The 19,828-nt window shown below is 36.8% G+C and carries 16 protein-coding genes and 1 tRNA gene; 4 read left to right on the top strand and 13 right to left on the bottom strand.

Translation table 11 applies throughout. The features are described 5' to 3' along the window. The first annotated feature begins 38 nt into the window (after positions 1-38). Complete coding sequence (locus GQR60_RS13205; protein WP_225441415.1) at positions 39-1,526, top strand: glycoside hydrolase family 130 protein; 1,488 nt, start codon at positions 39-41, stop codon at positions 1,524-1,526. A gap of 790 nt (positions 1,527-2,316) precedes the next feature. On the opposite strand, the gene GQR60_RS13200 is transcribed toward GQR60_RS13205, so the two are convergent. From GQR60_RS13200 to GQR60_RS13170, 7 genes are all read right to left on the bottom strand, one after another. Continuing rightward, entirely contained in the window at positions 2,317-2,787 is a 471-nt protein-coding gene (locus GQR60_RS13200) for a 4-fold beta flower protein (RefSeq protein WP_124993381.1), read from the bottom strand. Positions 2,788-2,934: 147 nt separating this feature from the next. After that, a complete protein-coding gene (locus tag GQR60_RS13195) occupies positions 2,935-3,774 on the bottom strand; it encodes a hypothetical protein (RefSeq protein ID WP_124993380.1) in 840 nt (279 codons plus the stop codon). Positions 3,775-4,820: 1,046 nt separating this feature from the next. Beyond that, positions 4,821-4,892: transfer RNA gene (locus GQR60_RS13190), tRNA-Arg, on the bottom strand. A gap of 84 nt (positions 4,893-4,976) precedes the next feature. Beyond that, entirely contained in the window at positions 4,977-5,711 is a 735-nt protein-coding gene (recO, locus tag GQR60_RS13185; RefSeq protein WP_124993379.1) for a DNA repair protein RecO, read from the bottom strand. Positions 5,712-5,722: 11 nt separating this feature from the next. Continuing rightward, the gene (porZ, locus tag GQR60_RS13180) at positions 5,723-8,005 is read right to left on the bottom strand and encodes a type IX secretion system anionic LPS delivery protein PorZ (RefSeq protein WP_124993378.1); all 2,283 of its coding nucleotides are present in this window, start codon (positions 8,003-8,005) and stop codon (positions 5,723-5,725) included. A 57-nt stretch (positions 8,006-8,062) separates the two neighbouring features. Further along, positions 8,063-8,644, bottom strand: coding sequence for a non-canonical purine NTP diphosphatase (locus tag GQR60_RS13175; RefSeq protein WP_124993377.1), 582 nt, complete (start codon positions 8,642-8,644; stop codon positions 8,063-8,065). 84 nt (positions 8,645-8,728) lie between these two features. Beyond that, positions 8,729-9,556 carry a universal stress protein gene (locus GQR60_RS13170; protein WP_101309782.1) on the bottom strand — a complete coding sequence of 276 codons (828 nt, stop codon included), beginning with the start codon at positions 9,554-9,556 and terminating at the stop codon, positions 8,729-8,731. A 192-nt stretch (positions 9,557-9,748) separates the two neighbouring features. Between GQR60_RS13170 and GQR60_RS13165 the strand changes: the two genes are divergently transcribed. Continuing rightward, positions 9,749-11,266 carry an adenylate/guanylate cyclase domain-containing protein gene (locus tag GQR60_RS13165; RefSeq protein ID WP_160463480.1) on the top strand — a complete coding sequence of 506 codons (1,518 nt, stop codon included), beginning with the start codon at positions 9,749-9,751 and terminating at the stop codon, positions 11,264-11,266. 160 nt (positions 11,267-11,426) lie between these two features. Further along, positions 11,427-12,650 carry an aminotransferase-like domain-containing protein gene (locus GQR60_RS13160; protein ID WP_124993375.1) on the top strand — a complete coding sequence of 408 codons (1,224 nt, stop codon included), beginning with the start codon at positions 11,427-11,429 and terminating at the stop codon, positions 12,648-12,650. A 141-nt stretch (positions 12,651-12,791) separates the two neighbouring features. Here GQR60_RS13160 and GQR60_RS13155 read toward each other — a convergent pair whose 3' ends face one another. From GQR60_RS13155 to GQR60_RS13130, 6 genes are all read right to left on the bottom strand, one after another. After that, positions 12,792-13,808 carry a branched-chain amino acid aminotransferase gene (locus GQR60_RS13155; RefSeq protein WP_124993374.1) on the bottom strand — a complete coding sequence of 339 codons (1,017 nt, stop codon included), beginning with the start codon at positions 13,806-13,808 and terminating at the stop codon, positions 12,792-12,794. Between the two features lie 52 nt (positions 13,809-13,860). Beyond that, entirely contained in the window at positions 13,861-14,664 is an 804-nt protein-coding gene (locus GQR60_RS13150; RefSeq protein ID WP_124993373.1) for a DUF2797 domain-containing protein, read from the bottom strand. Positions 14,665-14,676: 12 nt separating this feature from the next. Then, positions 14,677-15,180: a peroxiredoxin family protein gene (locus GQR60_RS13145; protein WP_124993372.1), complete on the bottom strand. Its 504-nt coding sequence runs from the start codon at positions 15,178-15,180 to the stop codon at positions 14,677-14,679. A 53-nt stretch (positions 15,181-15,233) separates the two neighbouring features. Further along, positions 15,234-16,490: a peptidase U32 family protein gene (locus tag GQR60_RS13140; RefSeq protein ID WP_124993371.1), complete on the bottom strand. Its 1,257-nt coding sequence runs from the start codon at positions 16,488-16,490 to the stop codon at positions 15,234-15,236. Between the two features lie 166 nt (positions 16,491-16,656). Beyond that, positions 16,657-17,163: a TlpA family protein disulfide reductase gene (locus GQR60_RS13135; RefSeq protein WP_124993370.1), complete on the bottom strand. Its 507-nt coding sequence runs from the start codon at positions 17,161-17,163 to the stop codon at positions 16,657-16,659. Between the two features lie 163 nt (positions 17,164-17,326). After that, a complete protein-coding gene (locus GQR60_RS13130) occupies positions 17,327-17,857 on the bottom strand; it encodes a hypothetical protein (RefSeq protein ID WP_124993369.1) in 531 nt (176 codons plus the stop codon). Between the two features lie 351 nt (positions 17,858-18,208). On the opposite strand from GQR60_RS13130, the gene GQR60_RS13125 reads away from it, so the two are divergent. Continuing rightward, on the top strand, positions 18,209-19,738 hold the full coding sequence (locus GQR60_RS13125; RefSeq protein WP_225441414.1) for an IS1182 family transposase: 1,530 nt from the start codon (positions 18,209-18,211) through the stop codon (positions 19,736-19,738). Positions 19,739-19,828: the final 90 nt, after the last annotated feature.

Below are 19,828 nucleotides of genomic sequence, written 5' to 3'. Positions count from 1 at the left end.
CATTTTAGTAAGAACACTAACCAATAAGGAATACACAGATGGAAAAGGCAATGGAAATCAGCAAACTTATTAGTCGAAAAACAATAAAATTAATGCGCGATTCATCGCGGGTAATTACCCGTGCACATATACCAGGCGGCTTATCGCGTATCGATCATATAATTGATCGGGTTTTGAAGCTTAGCGAAGAGGAAACTGAGAAATTAATGCATACTATTTGCGATAAATTTAATGACAGACATAAAGATATTGAGCGGCAAATAACTGAACACTTTGATAATGTTTCGGAATTTTTACCGCACGACATCACAATCAGTAAAATGAAAAAAGAGCTCATTGGAGCTTATTTTACAATGGAATACTCTATTGAGTCGGCTGCGCTTTTCAATCCTTCGATGATTCCTCATCCTGATCAAAGTAATTTACCCGAAGGCTGTCTGCGTTTTATAATGAGCCTGCGTGCAACTGGCGAAGGACATATTTCATCCATCGTTTTTCGCAGTGGTATCATCAACAAAGACGATTCAATTCTTTTCGATCCAATAAGCGAGTTTGTTGAGACATCAAAAATGCGTCACAACCCGTTTTATGACAGTCACTTGTTTCGGCTGAAATTAGAAGATTTAAATGCCTGGGACGAAACAAGTATCCGCGTAATGGAACAAATACCTGACCGGTTTACTTTTCAGGAGCTAAAAGTAAGTATTGGTGTAGTTCACATGGATCCGGACTTTAGCTGTAACGATGACGTAATTAACACTTTATTTTGGTTGGCTAACTCGAACTACAACATACAGTTCGATAAAAGCTGCGGGGTTTCGGAACGTGTGATATTTCCCTATTCGGAAAATGAAAACCGGGGTATTGAGGATGCCAGATTTGTTCAATTTCTTAATGACACCGACGAAAGCATATACTATGCAACCTACACGGCTTACAATGGGGTTAGTATTCTTCCGCAGCTAATAGAGACAAAAGATTTTCTCAATTTTAATGTTATCACTTTAAATGGTAAAGCTGTTCAGAACAAAGGCATGGCATTATTTCCCCGTAAAATAAAAGGTCGGTATGTTATGCTATCCCGCCAGGACGGAGAAAACAATCACATCATGTTCTCGGATCATCTGCATTTTTGGCAGGAGTCTAAAATTATACAAGAACCTACAAAACCATGGGAATTTATACAAATAGGAAATTGTGGATCGCCCATTGAAACTAAAGAAGGCTGGCTGGTACTTACTCATGGCGTGGGACCTATGCGTCAATATTCCATAGGCGCTATCCTGCTTGATCTGGATGATCCTACAAAAGTAATTGCACAACTTGAAGAACCATTACTCACACCCAACGAAGAGGAACGTGAAGGCTATGTACCGAATGTTATCTACTCGTGCGGAGGTTTATTACGAAATCATAAATTAATTATTCCTTATGCCATGTCTGATATATCATCGGGCATTGCAACTATCGATTTAAATGACCTGCTCTCCTGTATGAAATTTCATAAGCAAGAGGATAAAACCTAAATCCCTGAAGGGACTTGAAGCAATTAACAATTAGCATTCAGCGCTTTGATTCTCTTCTACCCCTAAATCCCTTAAAGGGAACTTCAAAAAAAACAGCTGCCTCTAACCTCTTCCTAAAATTCCTGCAGGTAAGCCCCTTTAGGAGTTTGGAGCAATTGACCTTCAGTTTGAAGTGTTTACCACGTGGTTTTACTCAAGTTTGGTCGTCGAGAGCAGTTTGCCAACGGAAAACATTACCTATTGGTGATCGAGAGGACATTGCCGCATGGTTTTGTTCAAATTTGATCGTCGGGAGCATTTTGCCACTTGGTTTTACCCAAGTCTGCTCGTCGGGAGCATTTTGCCGCATGGTTTCAGCCAGTTTTAATCACTGAGAGTAGTTTTGCCAACAGAAATTCCAGTTTCCAATTTGCATGATGACAGTTTGCCAGCAAATTTTATGAAACCGATACAATCGCGCACAAGCGGGAGTATCTTTATCATCGATCCTCAAATTCCAATTTAACAAACCTATAATAATCAACTAAACAGACATTTTAATCTTTGAAATAACAATTTGTCCCCCTTATAAATATTCATTGAATATTGGGTTTTACGGCAATCTCTCTAATTAATCTAAATAAATTGCTATCAAGTTTTACCTTTTTAGACAGTCTGACGTTGGCGGTATGAGTAGTTTGGCACTTTACCACACCAGCCTATATTAATACCTCCAAACCTAATTAAAAGCTCCAGCCTTCGCAAATCACTTGCCGCCAAATTACTTATTACCGCGTGTTGTAGCCAGTTTTTATTCGCTTCCCTTTAATAAAAATGTATCCAGTTTTGTGGTTGACCAATCCAAACTATTAATAGGTCTAATAGGTTGAATTTCTTTAATCGATTTTATTGGAAGAATTTCCTTTATGTTTTTAATTGGTTCTACTGAGGTGACCATATTGTAAGCATCTTTTTCAAATCCAATTCTTTTTCCATCTAAATCGTAATAGATGCCAGATTCCCTCCATCCAAGAAACTTGCCATTGAATCCATATATCAAATCATCATTTTCAGAAGAAAAATAGGACGTAGGTTTCCCATTCCAAAGATATATTATCGTTTCATTTTCATGGGAATAATTACAATATGCAACTGCGTCCCCATTCTTGTCATAAATTGTTAATTCATCCTTTGTTTGATTCTCGTTATCATTTTTGTCTTCTTTGTTACATGAACTAATAAGTACAAAAGCCATAAAACTTAGATAAAATAGTCTTTTCATAATCATTATACGATTAGTTAGTTTTTCTTAAAATTGGCTACAACGGTAAATTGTATGAGTAGTGGCAGATTGCGGGATTCTTATCTGTCAAACCGCTACGCAATTTGAGCGGGCTGCAAACTTTGATATTTAACAAATCGCCTGCCATTACTTATACAAAATGTTGGCAATAGTTTTTTTCTGTTCGGTAATATATTTTCCTATATTTTCAAAATCATTAAAATTGTTATTTTCACTAAAATGGTCTATCCATAAATTTACTCTTAGTCCAGTCGCCATTTCATATTCTAATCTAATAAATCCATATTTTTCAGAGAAGTAACTTTTTAATTTTGATTCCCCAATTTCCGATTTTGCATTACTCTCAATTACATAGCATTCTAATGCTCCAACTTTTGTATTGATATTTGTCTTTTCTTTGATTTTGTAGTCATACAATAATAAAAGCTTTTTTTTCCAAACTCCCCATTTCTCATCACACCAATGGTCTCCTATTTTCATTTTATCTTGCCAATTTTTGCCTATTTCAATTGGATACTTTACATAAGGGAAAGGACACGTTTCTAATGCAGAAAAGAATCCAGAACGAGGTGGATGTAACCAAATATTATTTTCATTTTCAACAACTCCCGTCCCACTCAAAGATGAAAAATCAGGCTCAAATAAATAGTAAATTTCTGTCTGTTTTTTATTCGTCCTTTGTGATTTGTCAACCTTTGGAACTATGAGTTGTATTTTTAATCCAAGCGTATCATTTTCCTCTTTAACTAATGTAAATTTATCTCCTGGAAATCTGCCATTCTGATTCAATCTGTATTTATTTCCGTCAATAATAATTTCATAGTCGAAAGTGAAAGCATTCCCAATTTTGTAAATATTATTATTTAAATCTGTATTTACTTTTTCTATCTCAAGAGTGTTATATTGTTGTGAATAACATAATTCTCCGATAAAGAAAAATAATAAAAGTAAACTATATCGTGTCATTTGTCTCGTTTTAAATTATTGCCAACTTGTTTATATGTGCACTGGTGCACTTATTTTTAATATATCAAGTAAAAAGGTGCACAATACATACCAATATGGCATGTATTGTGCACCTATTGTGATGATACTCTTTAAATGTCATCTATAAAACGATATTAATTACTTTTACTAAAGTATTAAATCTTAACTAAGATTCATACTGTCAAACCTGTCATCTTTTCAATACAAACAAATCATACCTTAAATATGTCGTTATCCAGCTTCTATCCCGCTCGTTTATCCTACTTAAACGATCTTTCTGATAGCAAAACAAATTAATTTGGTGTAAAATTCTATTTCTCTAGTACAATAAGCCCTTACAGAGAATGAAACCTACAAATAGAGCTATTCTAAAGGGTTCTTAAGGGTTATTTATCCAGATCTTATCTAGTTCCTATCTCGATCGTTTATCCTACTTAAACGATCTTTCTGATAGCAAAACAAATCAATTTGGTGGAAATTTCTATTTTTCCAGTAAAATAAGCACTTACAGAGAATAAAGCCTACAAATAGAGCTATGATAAAGCGGTTTTAAGGGGTGTTTATCTAGGTCTTATCTAGTTTTTATCCAGATCGCTTATCCGTTTCGCAGGATATAAAAAAAGCCAATTAATATTTTAGTGATTCAGGTCTCAATTTCCAGAAGTTTAAAATATCAGTTGGCTCAATTACAAATATAAATAACCAGGCAATTACACATCTTCGGATTGCACCTAGCAAGTTGGTATGATGCTTACTATTCCAACAAAAGAAAACGGAATGGAAAATAAATTTATGACTAGGTAACGGAATGAAAATTAAGCGGGATTTATGCAATTCTAAAGAACTTTCAGGATGAATCTATAAATTGTAGGGATTTGGCATATTTAAGCCGTCAACTAGGTGTAACATGCCTAAATTGCTTTCTAAGGAAGTCATATTTTTTCGAGGAATTTACTTGTTAAGAATGGAACTGAAACAGCATTAAAACAAAAACACTTATAACCGTATGATTATAAGTGTTTTAGTAGCCCCAACAGGACTCGAACCTGTATCTAGTGTTTAGGAAACACTTGTTCTATCCCTTGAACTATGGGGCCAAAAGACATGCAAAAATATTCAAATCTTGCTAATCAACAAAACAATTGCAGAAAGCTTTTAAATAAATAAAAAATAGGTACAGATTATTCCTCTTCCTGAAACAGCTCATGAAGCACCGATAAGGATTTTAGATTGCTAAAACCATCGATTTGAAGGGCGTAAAAGTTCAAAATCGCTCGCAAAAGAACATTCACATCTTCTTTACTCATTTTTAAATATTTAACAAGATCAATTGAAGTAGAAAATAAAGAATAAAGCTTTCGACTTAAGCATTTTTCAAGACAATGTGCATGTATCCTGTCTTCCTCCACAAAAAAGCCGTTATCCATATCAAAAAAAGCTTTTCGATCGGACCAATTGAGCTGAGGGTAAAAACCAAGGAAACGTGTCAGCTTACTTAAAAAATACAAATGAAATCGTCCAATAGATTCTTCAGTAAGATCAAGGTAACGTATACTATTGTACAGGAAAGCAAACAGTTCCTGATTCTGTTCTTCCTCCCGAAGCACTTTGGAACACACTTCGGTAAGAAACAGAACCATTGTGCTTTTGTAAACATCAAAAACCAAATTGTTTAGATTCTCACAAAGCCGAACCTCTTTTAACGACTGAATATTCTTTCCTTCACGATGATAAACTTCCATTTCCAAAAGAAAAAACGGACGAAACAAATTACTTTTCATACTTGATTTTTTGGATCTTCCACCTTTCACCATGTATGACTGACGACCAAACTTTTCGGTATACACCTGAACAATCAAGCTGGTTTCGCCATACTTAATCTGATTCAGAACAATTCCTTTGGTCTTATGAATCATCAGAATTTAATTTAATGAATGAATAGTAATTTAATCACCTTCGATTTAGATCCATCGGAATTAGAACAGAAAATAAGATATACGCCTGTATGAACGCGCGATCCATTGAAGTTTTTCCCATCCCAAATGAACTGTCCTCCGCCCGATTTTCCTTCCATCACCAAATTACCGCTAATATCGGTAATTTTTACAGTCGATTCTGCAATTAAACCGCTTACCACAACATCTCCGTGATAGGTTTCCCGAACAGGATTCGGATAAACATAGAGATTGTTATACGATTCTGTTCCTGCAGTCACTGCACCTTTATAAGAAACCATTCCCTTATCAGTCACAAAAAAGACTTCTCCTGTTCCTGGGTTTACCGATATTCTCTGAATTGTATTCGAAGGCAAAGGGCTGTTTTCATTTGTAAAATGTACCAATTGTTCATCTCCGTTCTCTGAAATCAGGAAAACGCCGGAATTCGCTGTTCCCAACCATTTTTGATCGGCTCCGTTCAAAGCAATTGCATTCACACTTTCCGTTCCCAACAAAAACTGAGTGGAACCATCAATGGTAATTATAGGCTGATAAGCAAAAAAGTTCCCCGTCCTGAAAATATTCCCCGGATTCGAATAAACAGCCACTCCACTTGAAGTTCCCAACCAAACATCCCCTTTCTCATCTTCAATTAAATCATAAACCTTCGAACCTATGCTTGAGTTATTTTCATCCCTAACAAAGAAAGAAGCCAGCGCATCATCATCCGTATTGGAAAGTGTCCCATTCTCATTAAATGCGAAAAGAGCTTGTCCAGGCGAATTTAAAACCCATTTATCGCCATTCTTAAGACACACAATCTTTTGCATATCTACCCGATTGGCTAAGGTTGAATAACTTAATGAAGTCCATTCTCCGGCAGGTGAAAGAATTTTTACCGGCGCAGATGAATTGGCATCTAAAATCCAAAGATTGCCATCCGAATCTGAATCCATTCCACTAATTCCTTTCGTACCAAGAGGCGAATTTTCAAAATTCCAATTGACTTGATATTCATTGTCTTTAAATACAAATATTCCGTCGCCCCAGCTGGCTGCATAAATTAGCGATCGATCTCTTTTATTGTTTGTGAGTCTCAATAAATCAGACTTATTGCTGAACGAAGGGGTATTTTCTTTTGAATAATTAGTCCATTCCTGATTTTCAAACAAAAACAGTTCGGCTTTCTCTCCTGAACCATCATAAGAAGCTGTTACACCTCCGGCCACTGCCCACGTTTGTTCTGCTACCGAAAAAATATTGGATATATTGTGGCTCAGCGGACCATCCGGTTTAATTTGATTCGCACTACTCCCAATTATCTCCTGTAATGATTTCTGATAATCAGCAGCAAACGTTCGTCCATCAACAACCAAAGCATCGTGCATTTCAGTAATGCCCGAGTACTCCAAAACTTCGTTTTCAATCCCGTTCGAATTAAAAATCCGGATTTTGCCGGCTTGAATTACCCATAGGCTATTGTTAATATTTCGAATGGAATAAATACGATCAAAACTTCCGGAAAAGTTAGACCAACTGCCATTGCGGTACCGATACAACTCACTTGCTGTTTCGAACACAAAACGACTTACAATAACATCTCCATCAATAAATTGCAGATGTTCACATTTTCTTTGATATTCAGAAATCCCTTGCTCTTGCTGCCAATTATTAAAATCGGCCAAATTACCCGAAGATAAATCTGCTTTAAAAATGCCTTGATCGGTTGCCGCCCATATTGCAGATGAATTTATTTTGATGTCATTAACAACTAACTTTTCACCTCCTGCACCAATAAAATAGGTATCAGCGACTTCCATTTTATCCAAATTAATGACCACTATTCCAAAATCAGTTCCCAAATAGACAAAATTACCGTTTGCAGTCATTGAGTTGATGGACTTGTTCTCCACCAGATTGAAATTTTTGATAGCCGAAATATTATGAATGTTTCCATCTGAAATTACATCCAAATTTCCGCTTTCATATCCAATCAAAAGACTTTGTGAACTTTCTACCCACGCGATTGCTGAAATTTCCGATTCCGACAAGCCTTTTGTTTTACTGTAAGCTGCTATTTCATTATCGCTTAAGGAATAAGAAAACAAACCGGACTCAGTCAGGCAATACAAATTTTCACCACCAGTAAGCAGGCTTTTCGCTTTTTGATACGGCAAATGTTCCCTCCATTCACCAATCTTTATCTGGCTTTGAGCACTCAAAGCAAATATGACGAGTAAAAAAGAGAAAACATATCGGATTCGCAGCTTCATACAATACTTTTATTAGCAAGAAAGTATACTTTAAATTTTTAATTAAAAGAGCAGACTTTATCTCTTATGGCTCAACAGATAATCTACCAGTTTACGTACAGCCAAACCTCTGTGGCTGATTTTGTTTTTCTCTGTCATATCCATCTCGGCAAATGAAATATCATATCCTATTGGTTCAAAAATTGGATCGTAACCAAAACCATCAATTCCGCGCTCTTTTTCAAGGATATTTCCTTCAACTATACCTTCAAACTGAATCTCATTACCATCAATTAATAAAGAAATTACCGTTCTAAATCTTGATTTTCTATTTTCGACCCCTTTTAGGTTCTCAAGAACCTTCTTCATGTTGGATTTGGCATCCCGTTCTTCACCTGCATACCGGGCAGAATAAACACCAGGTTCATTATCTAATGATTCTATTTCCAATCCCGTATCATCGGCAAAGCAATTCACATTAAATTTATTGAAGATATAACGGGCTTTTTGACTTGCATTTTCTTCGAGAGTTTCATGATCTTCCGGAATCTCATCGTTACAATTAATATCTGCCAAACTTAACAGTTCTATTTCTTCTCCTAAAAGATTTTGCAGTTCTTTTAGTTTGTTTAGGTTATTGGTTGCAAAAACAAGCTTCATATTTACTTTTTTATCAATTTAAGCATATAAAAAAACAACGGTCATACAACCGTTGTTCAAATATATAAATTTCAAATTCATGCTTTAATAAAAACTGCCGTATTTAGCCAGATCAGTTCTCGGATTCACACACATTACAGGAATATGAGCCGAATTGGCGATCACAAACTGCTCATGTGCTCCCAACATATAGTCCTGAAACGATATGTTCTTGGTAGTCATGATTAAAATGATATCTGCATCAATTTTTTTCGCAAAATCGACTGTCTCCATTGCAAAATCATTGCCACCATCAGCTGTATCAATTTCATAATCGATACCTCTGTTTTCTAAATACTTTTTCGCAAAAACAAGATTTGCCTTTGTTCTCTGAAGCATTTGACCTTCAGGAATCTTAGGCGTAATAATTCGCATTTTCGCTTTAAAGAATTTGCCTAAAAATTCAGCCCAGCTTAATTTCTCCTTATTTTCCTTTTTAAAGTCGACAGGCAATACTACCGATGAATATTTCTTTTGAACAGGAGGAGCCTGCACCACAACAAAAGGTACGCGTGACCCGACAATAACCTTCAGCGCCCAACTACCGGTAAGCTTTTGCATTCCTTTAATACCATGAGTACCCATAAGCACCAACATGGAATTCATTTCTTTAGCAATATCATTAATCGATGTAAAAATACTACCCTCGCGAACAATCACCTCAGGGCGAACTCCCCTCTCTTTTTCGATTTGCATAGCTGCTTCGGCCATTTTTGCATTGGCTTCATCAATCTGAGAACCTTTTTTGACAATGTGAAGTAAAGTAACCGTTGCATCAACATTTTCAGCAAATATCAAAGCGTGTTCCAATGCGTACTCTGCGACAGTCGAAAAATCCCAGGCCACAAGTATTGATCTCTTAGTGTTTTCCATAGTTTAAAGTAAAAGAGGACAGTCGTAAATAGTTTTAACATAACCGTGTTACAATTTAGCTATTTTCTACTAAACTAGCAAATTTTAACGGAGTCTGATATTATTCGTATAAATTTAAGCTTAAGACGATTATTTAAAAATTCTTGGCTATTTTTATTACCATTGTTTACCATGTATTTTAATTTGCAGCTAATGATTCAGGCCCCTCTTAATATAATATTTTCACATTCAGCTGATTACACATCAGGATTACTGATAACTTTAAGAGAAAATGCGTTGAATTTTATTTCTGAGAACATGATTGTATTAGCTGTTTTACAGCTGTTTCTTCTTGCTTTGATGTATTTATGGTACAGAAGGAAACTTAAAAAACAGAAAGAAGAGATTGAAAATGAATTTTACGATAAAAATCAAGAGATAATTCTGCAAAAAGACAAAGCGGAAAAACTTCTTTCCAACCTATTGCCTCAACAAACAGCAGAAGAATTACAATCAACCGGAAAAGTAAGCTCCAGAAGATTCCGGATGGTTACTGTTTTGTTCTCGGATATTCATGGATTCACAAAAATTGTTGAACAAATGAATCCGGAAGATCTGATTGATGAGTTAGACAAGTTTTTTATGCACTTCGATACAATCGTAGAGAAATTTAATATCGAAAAAATAAAAACAGTTGGTGATGCCTACATGTGTGCCGGCGGTATTCCCAATAAAAACAGAACAAACCCTATTGAGGTAATTTTGGCTGCTATGGAGATTCAGCAATACATGAAAAGTATGAAAATAAACTCTAAAGCAGGTAAAAAAGCCATCTGGGGATTGCGGATTGGAGTTCATACAGGTCCTGTAATTGCAGGGGTTGTTGGCACTAAAAAAGTAAGTTACGATATTTGGGGCGACACTGTAAATACGGCCAGCAGAATGGAGTCGTCAGGATCGGTTAGCGAAATAAATATTTCGGGCATGACCTATATGCTCATTAAAGATTTCTTTATCTGTGAATACAGAGGTAGGATGCCTGTGAAGTATAAAGGAAATATTGATATGTACTTTGTTAAAGGATTTAAGCCCAACATGTCAAGCGATTTAAAAGGATTGGTTCCTAACCAGCATTTCCAGACTCAGTTTCAAATGCTTCGCTATGATGATTTGGAAGAAGCTATTCTTACCAAACTGGAAAATGAGCTGCCCAAAAACCTTTACTATCACAATTTAAAACATACCATTGATGTTATTACCGAAGTTGAAATAATTGGCCGGAAAGAGGGCCTTTCCGATGCTGAAATGCTAATTATAAAGACTGCCGCATTGTTTCATGACACCGGTTTTATTCTTTCCTATAATGAACATGAAGAGTGCAGTGTAAAAATGGCACGGCACATACTTCCAAAATATTTCTATTCTGAGCAGCAAATCAATGAAATTTCCAATCTGATCATGCACACCAAATTTCCGCCACAGCCAAAAACAAATCTGGAAATGATTATTTGCGACGCTGATTTGGATTATCTGGGTCGTACTGACTTTATTCCTGTTTCGGGTAACCTGTATCGGGAGCTAAAAGAGCATGGTAAAATTAAAAGCATTGATGACTGGAACCGTCTTCAGATAAAATTTATTGAAAATCATCAATATTTTACCGAAACAGCCCGCAACATGAGAGATGTAAATAAAATACGACAACTCGATAAACTTCGGGAATTGATTTAATTAATTTTCTTCTTTTCAGACATATTGATTATAAATTACAATCAAAGTAGCCTTTTTTGTTTTCGATTTAATTGCCTTTCCCCTTAAAAAACGTAAATTTAATAGTGCGATACTACTTGAGTATTTCATCAAATAAAACCATTTTAAAAAGGGGGAAATAATGATTACAAATCTTGAAGACATTCTTTCTGATAGTGCGAAAAGCATGAAACGATCTGTTATCAGAGAGTTGTTAAAGTTGACACAGAAACCGGAAATTATCTCTTTTGCCGGAGGACTTCCTGCTCCCAACACCTTTCCTATCGAAGAATTAAAACAAATAAGCAATGAAGTTTTAGAAGAAGATGGAGATGCGGCCCTGCAGTATGGAGCTACCGAAGGAGATACAAAACTTCGTGAAATTTTAACTGAAAGATATCAGAAGCAAGGATTAACTATCTCTTCAGATAATCTGGTGATTCTTACCTCTTCGCAGCAAGGACTCGACTTGGCAGGTAAAATTTTTCTGAACCGAGGAGATCATTTTATTTGCGGATTACCCAGCTATCTGGGTGGACTGGGTGCCTTTTCGAGCTACGGAGCCACTCCCGTCGGAATCAAATTCGATGAATTTGGAATGCGTTCCGATTTATTAGAGAAAACTCTGGCAAAAATGCTCAAAGAAGGTGAACTACCAAAATTTATATATGTAATTCCTGATTTTCAAAACCCTGCAGGAATCACAATGCCTGAATTCAGAAGACTTGAAATCATTGCAATAGCTAAAAAATACAATGTTCTTATAATCGAAGATAGTCCCTACAGAGAACTACGATTCGAAGGAAAAGATCAGAAAATGATGTTCGAGCTTGATAATTCGGGACATGTAATTGCACTTGGAACCTTCTCTAAAATATTCGTTCCCGGATTTAGAATTGGCTGGGTAATCGCTCATGAGGCAATCATCGACAAATTTGTGAAAGCAAAACAATCTACGGATTTGTGCACGTCTCCTTTTGTTCAAAAAATTGCTGCTAAATATCTTGAAAAAGGACTGTTTGATAAGAATTTAAAAACAATAATTGAGATGTATCACCGCAAACGTGATGTTATGCTTGACGCTTTCGAAGAATTTATGCCGAAAGGTGTTACCTGGACAAAACCTGAGGGTGGTTTGTTTCTTTTTCTTAACTTACCGGAAAATATGGATGCACAAGATCTGTTTGAAATTGCCATTCAGAAAAATGTTGCCTTTGTATTGGGATCTGCCTTTCACTGCGATGGCAGTGGGAAGAATACGATGAGAATTAACTTTTCGTATGTTGATGAAGAGCACAGCAGAATTGGTGTACAGCGTTTGGCTGAATCAATTAAAATGTTGATGAATAACAAAGTGAATGCGTAACCGTTTGATCTTTTCGAAAGATTGAACACTTTTTTATAATTATTATAAATCCTAAATTCTCACCTTACAATGAGAAAAGAGGGAGTTCTAAATTAGAACTCCCTCTTTGTATAAAATCCGGCTTAAAGCCATTTGCATTGCTTAGAATTCGATAATTGTATTCCAGTTGTGTTTGTCTTCAACAGTTCCGTACTGAATTCCACGAAGTGTATTATATAATTTTAAGCTGGTTTCTCCGGCCTCATCACCATAAAAATAATCAACCTTATTATCGGCATCAACAATTTTACGAATTGGAGAGATTACAGCTGCTGTACCACAAGCACCTGCCTCGGTAAAATCGGCTAATTCTTCAACAGTAACTTTTCTACGCTCAACAGTCATTCCCATATCTTCTGCAATCTGGCACAAACTTTTGTTTGTGATTGATGGCAAAATAGAATTTGATTTTGGAGTTACGTAAGTGTTGTCCTTTATTCCGAAGAAATTTGCCGGACCACATTCGTCGATGTATTTTTTTTCTTTTGCATCCAAAAACAATACGGCAGAAAATCCTTCTTTGTGCGCACGGGTTCCCCCTCTTAACGAAGAAGCATAGTTACCACCAACTTTAATCGTTCCTGTTCCTTGCGGAGCTGCACGATCGTATTCACGGTAGATTACGTAATCGGTTGGTTTGAATCCTTCTTTAAAGTAAGGACCAACCGGCATTACAAATATGGCAAACGTATATTCAGGAGCTGGATTTACACCTACCTGCGCTCCATTTCCGAAAAGTACCGGACGAATGTATAAAGAGGCTCCCGATTCGTATGGCGGAATCCATCTCTCGTTTAATTTGATGGTTTTAATTACTGCTTCTTCGAATAAATCGACAGGCATTTCAGCCATCATGATGCCATGAGAAGACGATTGCATACGTTTCGCATTTTCGTCAATACGAAATACTCTCACTTTCCCATCAGGACCTTTAAACGCCTTTAAACCTTCGAATGCCTGCTGTCCGTAATGCAAACCGGTAGCTGCAATGTGTACATTTACCTGATCTGAAGAAGAAATTTCCAATTCTCCCCATTTTCCATCACGAAAGTGACAACGAACATTGTAATCGGTTTTAGTATAACCGAAACCAAATTGTTTCCAGTCTATGTTTTCCATCTCAATTAAGAATTTTACGATTAGTAAAGAATATATGTTGTGTTTATTGTTTTTAATCTTCTACCGAAAGCTCAATCAGGTAACCGTTGTGTTTCCTGATATTAAGAACTTTTCCGTCCTCAAAGATAAGATATTGTCCTTTAATTCCTTTCAAAATTCCCGAGTATTCTTTCTCCTTTTCGAACCCAAAACTAACTATCTTTTCCGGTTGTGAACTCATAGGATAAATCATCTCAAACACCTCATCCTCAGCGGAAATATATTGCTGCAATTCAGGATGCAACAAGCCTCCGGCTTTTTTCTTTTCGGATAATAAATCAACACCTTCAGTGTGTTCCAACTTCAGCATTGCCCGCCAGTTGGTTTTATCCGAGAAATGGTCTTTTAGAGCTACTTCAATAATACCGGCAATATGACGATTGGGCGTTTTAGCCAATTTAATGGCTTTGCTCGCTCCCTGATCCATCCAACGGGTCGGCACCTGCGATTCCCGTGTGACTCCCACTTTCAGATTTCCGGAATAGGCCAGGTATACAAAATGAGGTTGAAGCGCATTTTTTTTTGCCCATTCCATATCGCGGGAAATTCCCAAATAGGAAAGATCCAGCTCCGGACGAAGAATACTTTCATCTGTCTGCGGAAGCGTAGTAAAACAAGAATAGCAATACCCTTGCGAGAAAGATGTCTTCGTTTTCTTTCCACAATGAATACAATTGATCTGTCCTAAATAAGTAAAGTTTAACTTTTTACCTACCAAAGGATTCATTTGAATTACATCTTCGCCTATTGGCAACTGATACTCAACGATCTCTTTAAGATCAGTTCTCATTTTTCTGATGTTTCCCTGCTTCTGCATTCAATTCTCTATTTATAAATTCTCCTGAATCACTTTTATCATATGATCTAGTTCTTCCAGACTAAAACCAACTCCCTGCCATACAATTTTGCCTGTTTTATCAACAATAAAGTTACGAGGAATGTACTGACTTGCAAATTTAGCATACACTTCACGTTTAGGATCGGGAGCAATAGGAAATGTAAGGCCTTTTTTCCCGTTGAAAGCTTCCAATTGTTCCTTTGTGTGTTCTCGCCCAATAGAAACCATTGCAAAATTTTCATTTTTAAATTTAGGCCACAACTGACTCTCAACTTCCGGCAGTTCTTTCATGCATGGGCCACACCAGGTAGCAAAAAAGTTAACCAAAACTACCTTGCCTTTTAAATCACTGATAACAAATTCTTTTCCATCCAAAGTAGGAATTGAAAAATTGGGTACCTGATCACCGGTTTTTACCAGTGATCCTTGATGATCCTGTGCAAAAAGAGTTGTTGTGGCAACAATGGCCAATAGAGTAATGAATATTTTTTTCATCTGTTTAATATTATTTTCAATTATTGCAGACTCTTCAAGATACTTTAGACTTTCTACTGAATTAAGTCGTTAGTTACCTCTACAATCTTATACAATTTATCCGATCGGCGAATCATTGTATCCATGGAAATGGAGAAACTATCTCCTTTAACAGCTTTTTCAACTGATTTCAGATCAACACGAATTTCTTTTACGGTTGTTTCAATTACTCCGGTTGTTGGTCCGGTTATTAAAATCTGATCACCCACTTTTAGTTCCTGCGACTCCAATAAGAATTCGGCCACTTTAATCTTGGCAAAGTAATTGGTTCCCTTACCAATCAGCATTTTACGCTTGGTTGCCCGGTTGCCGTACTCCTCACTCCATTCACCAATCTTTTGCCCAAGATAGTAACCATCCCAAAAACCACGATTAAAGACTGTTGCCAGATTCTCCATCCATTGGTCGATTTTATCGCGGGTATAAGCACCTTCCAGATACGCATCAACGGCTTCGTTATAATTTGAAACCACTGTTTTTACATATTCCGGAGAACGGGCCCGGCCTTCAAATTTCAAGACACGAACTCCTGCATCGAGCATTTTATTTAGAAAACCAATGGTGCACAAGTCTTTTGGCGACATGATGTATTCATTATCGATCTCCAGCTGATTTCCAGATTCCTTTTCGGTAACGATATAGGCTTTTCGGCATGTTTGCATGCAGGCACCACGATTTGCCGATGAATTTTTCTCATGCAGACTCAAATAGCATTTCCCTGAAACTGCCATACACAATGCTCCGTGGGCAAACATTTCAATCTGAATCAACTCCCCTTTTGGACCGCGGATTTCCTCATCAACAATTTGCTTGTAAATAGCTGCTACCTGATTCAAATTCAATTCCCGCGCCAGAACTACCACATCGGCAAACTGAGCGTAGAACTTTACTGCCTCGATGTTGGTAATGTTGCATTGCGTCGAAATGTGTACTTCCACATCAATTGTGCGGGCATACATGATTGCAGAAACATCGGCAGCAATAATTGCTGTTACGCCACCTTCTTTTGCCGCATCTACAATTTTGTGCATCACTTTAATATCATGATCGAACAAAACAGTATTCACTGTAAGATACGATTTGATATTGTTCTCCTTGCAAATAGAAGCAATATTGTGCAAATCTTCGATGGTAAAGTTATTCGAAGATCTTGATCTCATATTCAACTGCTCAATGCCAAAATAGATAGAATTGGCTCCTCCCTGTATGGCGGCCATCAATGATTCGTACGAACCAACCGGCGCCATTAATTCAATTTCACTTCTATTCATCTAAAAAATCCCCTTATCTGGAAAAATAAAAAATTCACTATTTAGAATGATTTCTGCTTTTTCAAGGCAAAAACACCTTCTTTCTAACACTCAGCAAAAGTACTCTTTATGAGCCATTCCTGCAAAACAATCAGGGAATCAAAATTAGCAGATTTGTTATTAGAATCTAATTATTTCGGCTTATTACATTCATAAACTCATCGTAGCAATGCGGCAACTTTTTGTTCAGCACTTTCCCATTTCTGTCAACCAGAAAGAAAACGGGAATAGCCCGGGTAAATATCTCAGCCTTCGGAAAGGTTTTTTCCAACAGGAACTGAATGCCCAAATTCTGGAACACACCTTTATCGGGACCAGTGAAATCGAGAAACCAGGAATTTATTTGTAAGCCCGAAGCGGAAACTAAAGAATCAACTTCTTCTTTGTTTTTACTTGCTGCAATTAGCAGTATCTGATATTCGGAAGTATCGATAGTTTCCTGAAGTCTGGGCAGCGTTTCGGCCAATGTTTTGCGGCAGCCACTGCACCAAGTGGTCCAAACATATACCAGGGTTTTATCCTTTTGGGAGATAAGATGAGTCAATTTCCCGGAATCAATCATCCTTCCCTTTTCGGAAGAATTTGAGCAGGAAAGTGTTGCAAATAATAGGCTGATAGCTAGTAAGTATCTCATGGCAGGTATTTTTATACCGTAGAAGATACAAATTTTATGATTGTCTTTGTTTAAATTACAACACGATTCAATCGTGTGGCAGCGGGGAGTTAACCCACCGTAGCTATTGGGCAGTTCCTGCCACACGAATGCTTAGTTGTTATGTGGTTTTTTGAATTCCTGCTTATAAGGCTAAAACCAATAATATCCAGGCGCCCCAACCTAAAGCTTCCATTCCAATAAGCTGTCCTTTTGCTTTTTTCCTGTAACAACTTAAATACTCAGGGTCGCTGAATTGGTCTTTGTTTTTAGACATCATATAGGTCTGTCTCCCTTTTTCAGGAGTTGGATTTGCCAATGCAGTTCCTATAATTGCAAATGGTCCAAATAATACTCCTAAAACAAAGTGACCACCCTTTTTACCGTGATAGTTTTCTGCATCAAGTCTTGCATTAAAACATTTGTTTTCTTCGTCAGCTTGCATTTCCAGATAGTTTGTATAAACTTTATCTTCTGCATTTTCAAATTCAATTGAATATATTTCTGATGCAGGAACAATGTATTTATTACCTTCTGATTTGAAGACAATTGCACAGTCTTTGATTCTTTTTACTTTTCCTTCAAAAACCATTTCATTGTTGAGGGTTAAAATGTCATTGGCAAAGGTGCTAAAAGCAAAGACAATTGCGGTTAAGGTCAAAATTGTTTTTTTCATAATTCGTTTTTTTACTTCCTACTCTTATGGATTTTCGGTGTCTCCCCGTTTTTTTTAATGGGCTCAGGTTTCCATTAATTGTTTTTGATTTTTTTTAAGTCTTAATTGTTAACGCAAGAACTATTAAAATTTGTTGATTTTTTCGTTTGTGTCCTTTGGCCTTATTGGTTTTAAACAAACCAATTAAAGAGGTTTGCTGGTGTTCATTAATTGTATTAAACTTTAAAACGACTCATCACCGCCCATGAAATTTAGCTTTTGTGTCTGTTGCACAACTCTTGATAACTTGTTGATAAATCTAACAATATATTCTTTCTAAATCAATAGCTATGGCATAACTTGTAAATAAAAATGCAAGGAAAGAAGCTTTATCAGGAGAAGTTATTTTCAAGCTTTCAACTCTCACACCGGGTTCCCGAAAACAACTTCTACCGCCGATTAAAAGAGGTTTTAGATTTGTCCTTTTTATACCAACAAACGCATGTTTACTATGGTAAATGCGGACAGAAGAGTATCGATCCTGTGGTTTTCTACAAACTGTGTTTGGTTGGTTATCTGGAAAATATCATCAGTGACAGAAAGATAATTGATCATTGTTCCATGCGACTGGACATTCTCTACTTCTTAGGATTTGACATTGATGAAGAGCTGCCATGGCACAGTACCTTAAGCCGGACACGTCAATTATTTCCGGAGAATTTATTTGAGGAAGTTTTCACTCATGTGCTGAGTATGTGTGTTGAGAAGGGGATGGTTTGCGGACACACTCAGGCTATGGATTCAGCCCCTATAAAAGCCAATGCCAGCATGGATAGTCTGGAGTTAAAAGTTCCGGAAGAACAACTGGAAGCCTACCTTCAAAAAGCTCGTTATCAGAGTCGGGAAGATCGTAAATCCAAAGAGAATAAAGCACCTAAAACCCAGCAGATCATCACGGCGAGTAATCAGGAATTACAACAAGTAAAAAGCCGTAATCGTAATTGGCAGAAAAATCAGGATCAACGTCCCGGAGCCAGCAACAAAGGAGCAAAATATACCAGCAACAAAACCCATTACAGTCCCACCGATCCGGATGCCCGAATAAGTGTCAAGCCAGGTAAGGCGAGAAAATTAAACTATCTAAACAATATAAGTGTTGATACATCCAATCATGTGATCACCGATGTTAAGGCTTATCATGCTGACAAAAAAGACAATCAGTATCTGCAGGACGCCACCAAACGCTTACATCAAAGGCTTAAAAAACAAGGATTGCTTTGGCGAAATCTGCTTGCTGATGCAGGTTACAGCAGTGGTGAAAATTATGCCTTTTTAGAGAAGGAAAATATTATTAGTTACATTCCTCCACACGGTACTTATAAGGGAGGCCCAGCAGGTTTTACTTTCTGTAAAGAAGAGAATTATTGGCTATGTCCACAAGGCAAGAAAGTGACTTTCCGCAAACAGAGAATGGTGAAAAACTCCTTGCAAAACCATTACTTAACCAAGCGGAGTGATTGTAAAAACTGTCCAATAAAACAAAAATGCATTGGCAAGAGTTTTGAAAAGAAGATTGGGATTACAGTGTATGTAGATGAGTATGAACGAAACAATAAGCGTGTTCGCAGTAAATACGGGCGGTACATGAAAGGCAAAAGGCAATCAACTGTAGAGCCTGTTTTCGGGACTCTAACTCAGTTCATGGGACTTCGGAAAATTAACACCATCGGCATTACTCAGGCCAACAAGGTAATGCACATGTCTGCAACGGCCTATAATCTGAAAAAACTGCTGAAATTTGTTAATAAAAAGACTGAGATAATGGTAAATGAAGCCATTACCTGTTTTTCTGTTTTTAGAATGTTATTTGGCGTATTTAACTCCATTTTAAGCTCTCAATAATTTAAAATCTCTGGATTTTTAACCTAAAAAAGGAAGCTCTGAAAACATGTGAATTCACATGATTTTAGAGCTTTAATTATATCTGTTTTG

The organism is Labilibaculum euxinicum (assembly GCF_009795715.1).
GTDB lineage: Bacteria > Bacteroidota > Bacteroidia > Bacteroidales > Marinifilaceae > Labilibaculum > Labilibaculum euxinus.
This window is presented reverse-complemented; position numbering and strand designations above follow the sequence as displayed.

What these genes read in the sequence shown, in the direction of transcription:
- GQR60_RS13205 (WP_225441415.1), top strand. Translation starts at nt 39, where the DNA reads ATGGAAAAGGCAATGGAAATCAGCAAACTTATTAGTCGAAAAACAATA.
- GQR60_RS13200 (WP_124993381.1), bottom strand. Translation starts at nt 2,787, where the DNA reads ATGAAAAGACTATTTTATCTAAGTTTTATGGCTTTTGTACTTATTAGT.
- GQR60_RS13195 (WP_124993380.1), bottom strand. Translation starts at nt 3,774, where the DNA reads ATGACACGATATAGTTTACTTTTATTATTTTTCTTTATCGGAGAATTA.
- recO (WP_124993379.1), bottom strand. Translation starts at nt 5,711, where the DNA reads ATGATTCATAAGACCAAAGGAATTGTTCTGAATCAGATTAAGTATGGC.
- porZ (WP_124993378.1), bottom strand. Translation starts at nt 8,005, where the DNA reads ATGAAGCTGCGAATCCGATATGTTTTCTCTTTTTTACTCGTCATATTT.
- GQR60_RS13175 (WP_124993377.1), bottom strand. Translation starts at nt 8,644, where the DNA reads ATGAAGCTTGTTTTTGCAACCAATAACCTAAACAAACTAAAAGAACTG.
- GQR60_RS13170 (WP_101309782.1), bottom strand. Translation starts at nt 9,556, where the DNA reads ATGGAAAACACTAAGAGATCAATACTTGTGGCCTGGGATTTTTCGACT.
- GQR60_RS13165 (WP_160463480.1), top strand. Translation starts at nt 9,749, where the DNA reads ATGATTCAGGCCCCTCTTAATATAATATTTTCACATTCAGCTGATTAC.
- GQR60_RS13160 (WP_124993375.1), top strand. Translation starts at nt 11,427, where the DNA reads ATGATTACAAATCTTGAAGACATTCTTTCTGATAGTGCGAAAAGCATG.
- GQR60_RS13155 (WP_124993374.1), bottom strand. Translation starts at nt 13,808, where the DNA reads ATGGAAAACATAGACTGGAAACAATTTGGTTTCGGTTATACTAAAACC.
- GQR60_RS13150 (WP_124993373.1), bottom strand. Translation starts at nt 14,664, where the DNA reads ATGCAGAAGCAGGGAAACATCAGAAAAATGAGAACTGATCTTAAAGAG.
- GQR60_RS13145 (WP_124993372.1), bottom strand. Translation starts at nt 15,180, where the DNA reads ATGAAAAAAATATTCATTACTCTATTGGCCATTGTTGCCACAACAACT.
- GQR60_RS13140 (WP_124993371.1), bottom strand. Translation starts at nt 16,490, where the DNA reads ATGAATAGAAGTGAAATTGAATTAATGGCGCCGGTTGGTTCGTACGAA.
- GQR60_RS13135 (WP_124993370.1), bottom strand. Translation starts at nt 17,163, where the DNA reads ATGAGATACTTACTAGCTATCAGCCTATTATTTGCAACACTTTCCTGC.
- GQR60_RS13130 (WP_124993369.1), bottom strand. Translation starts at nt 17,857, where the DNA reads ATGAAAAAAACAATTTTGACCTTAACCGCAATTGTCTTTGCTTTTAGC.
- GQR60_RS13125 (WP_225441414.1), top strand. Translation starts at nt 18,209, where the DNA reads ATGCAAGGAAAGAAGCTTTATCAGGAGAAGTTATTTTCAAGCTTTCAA.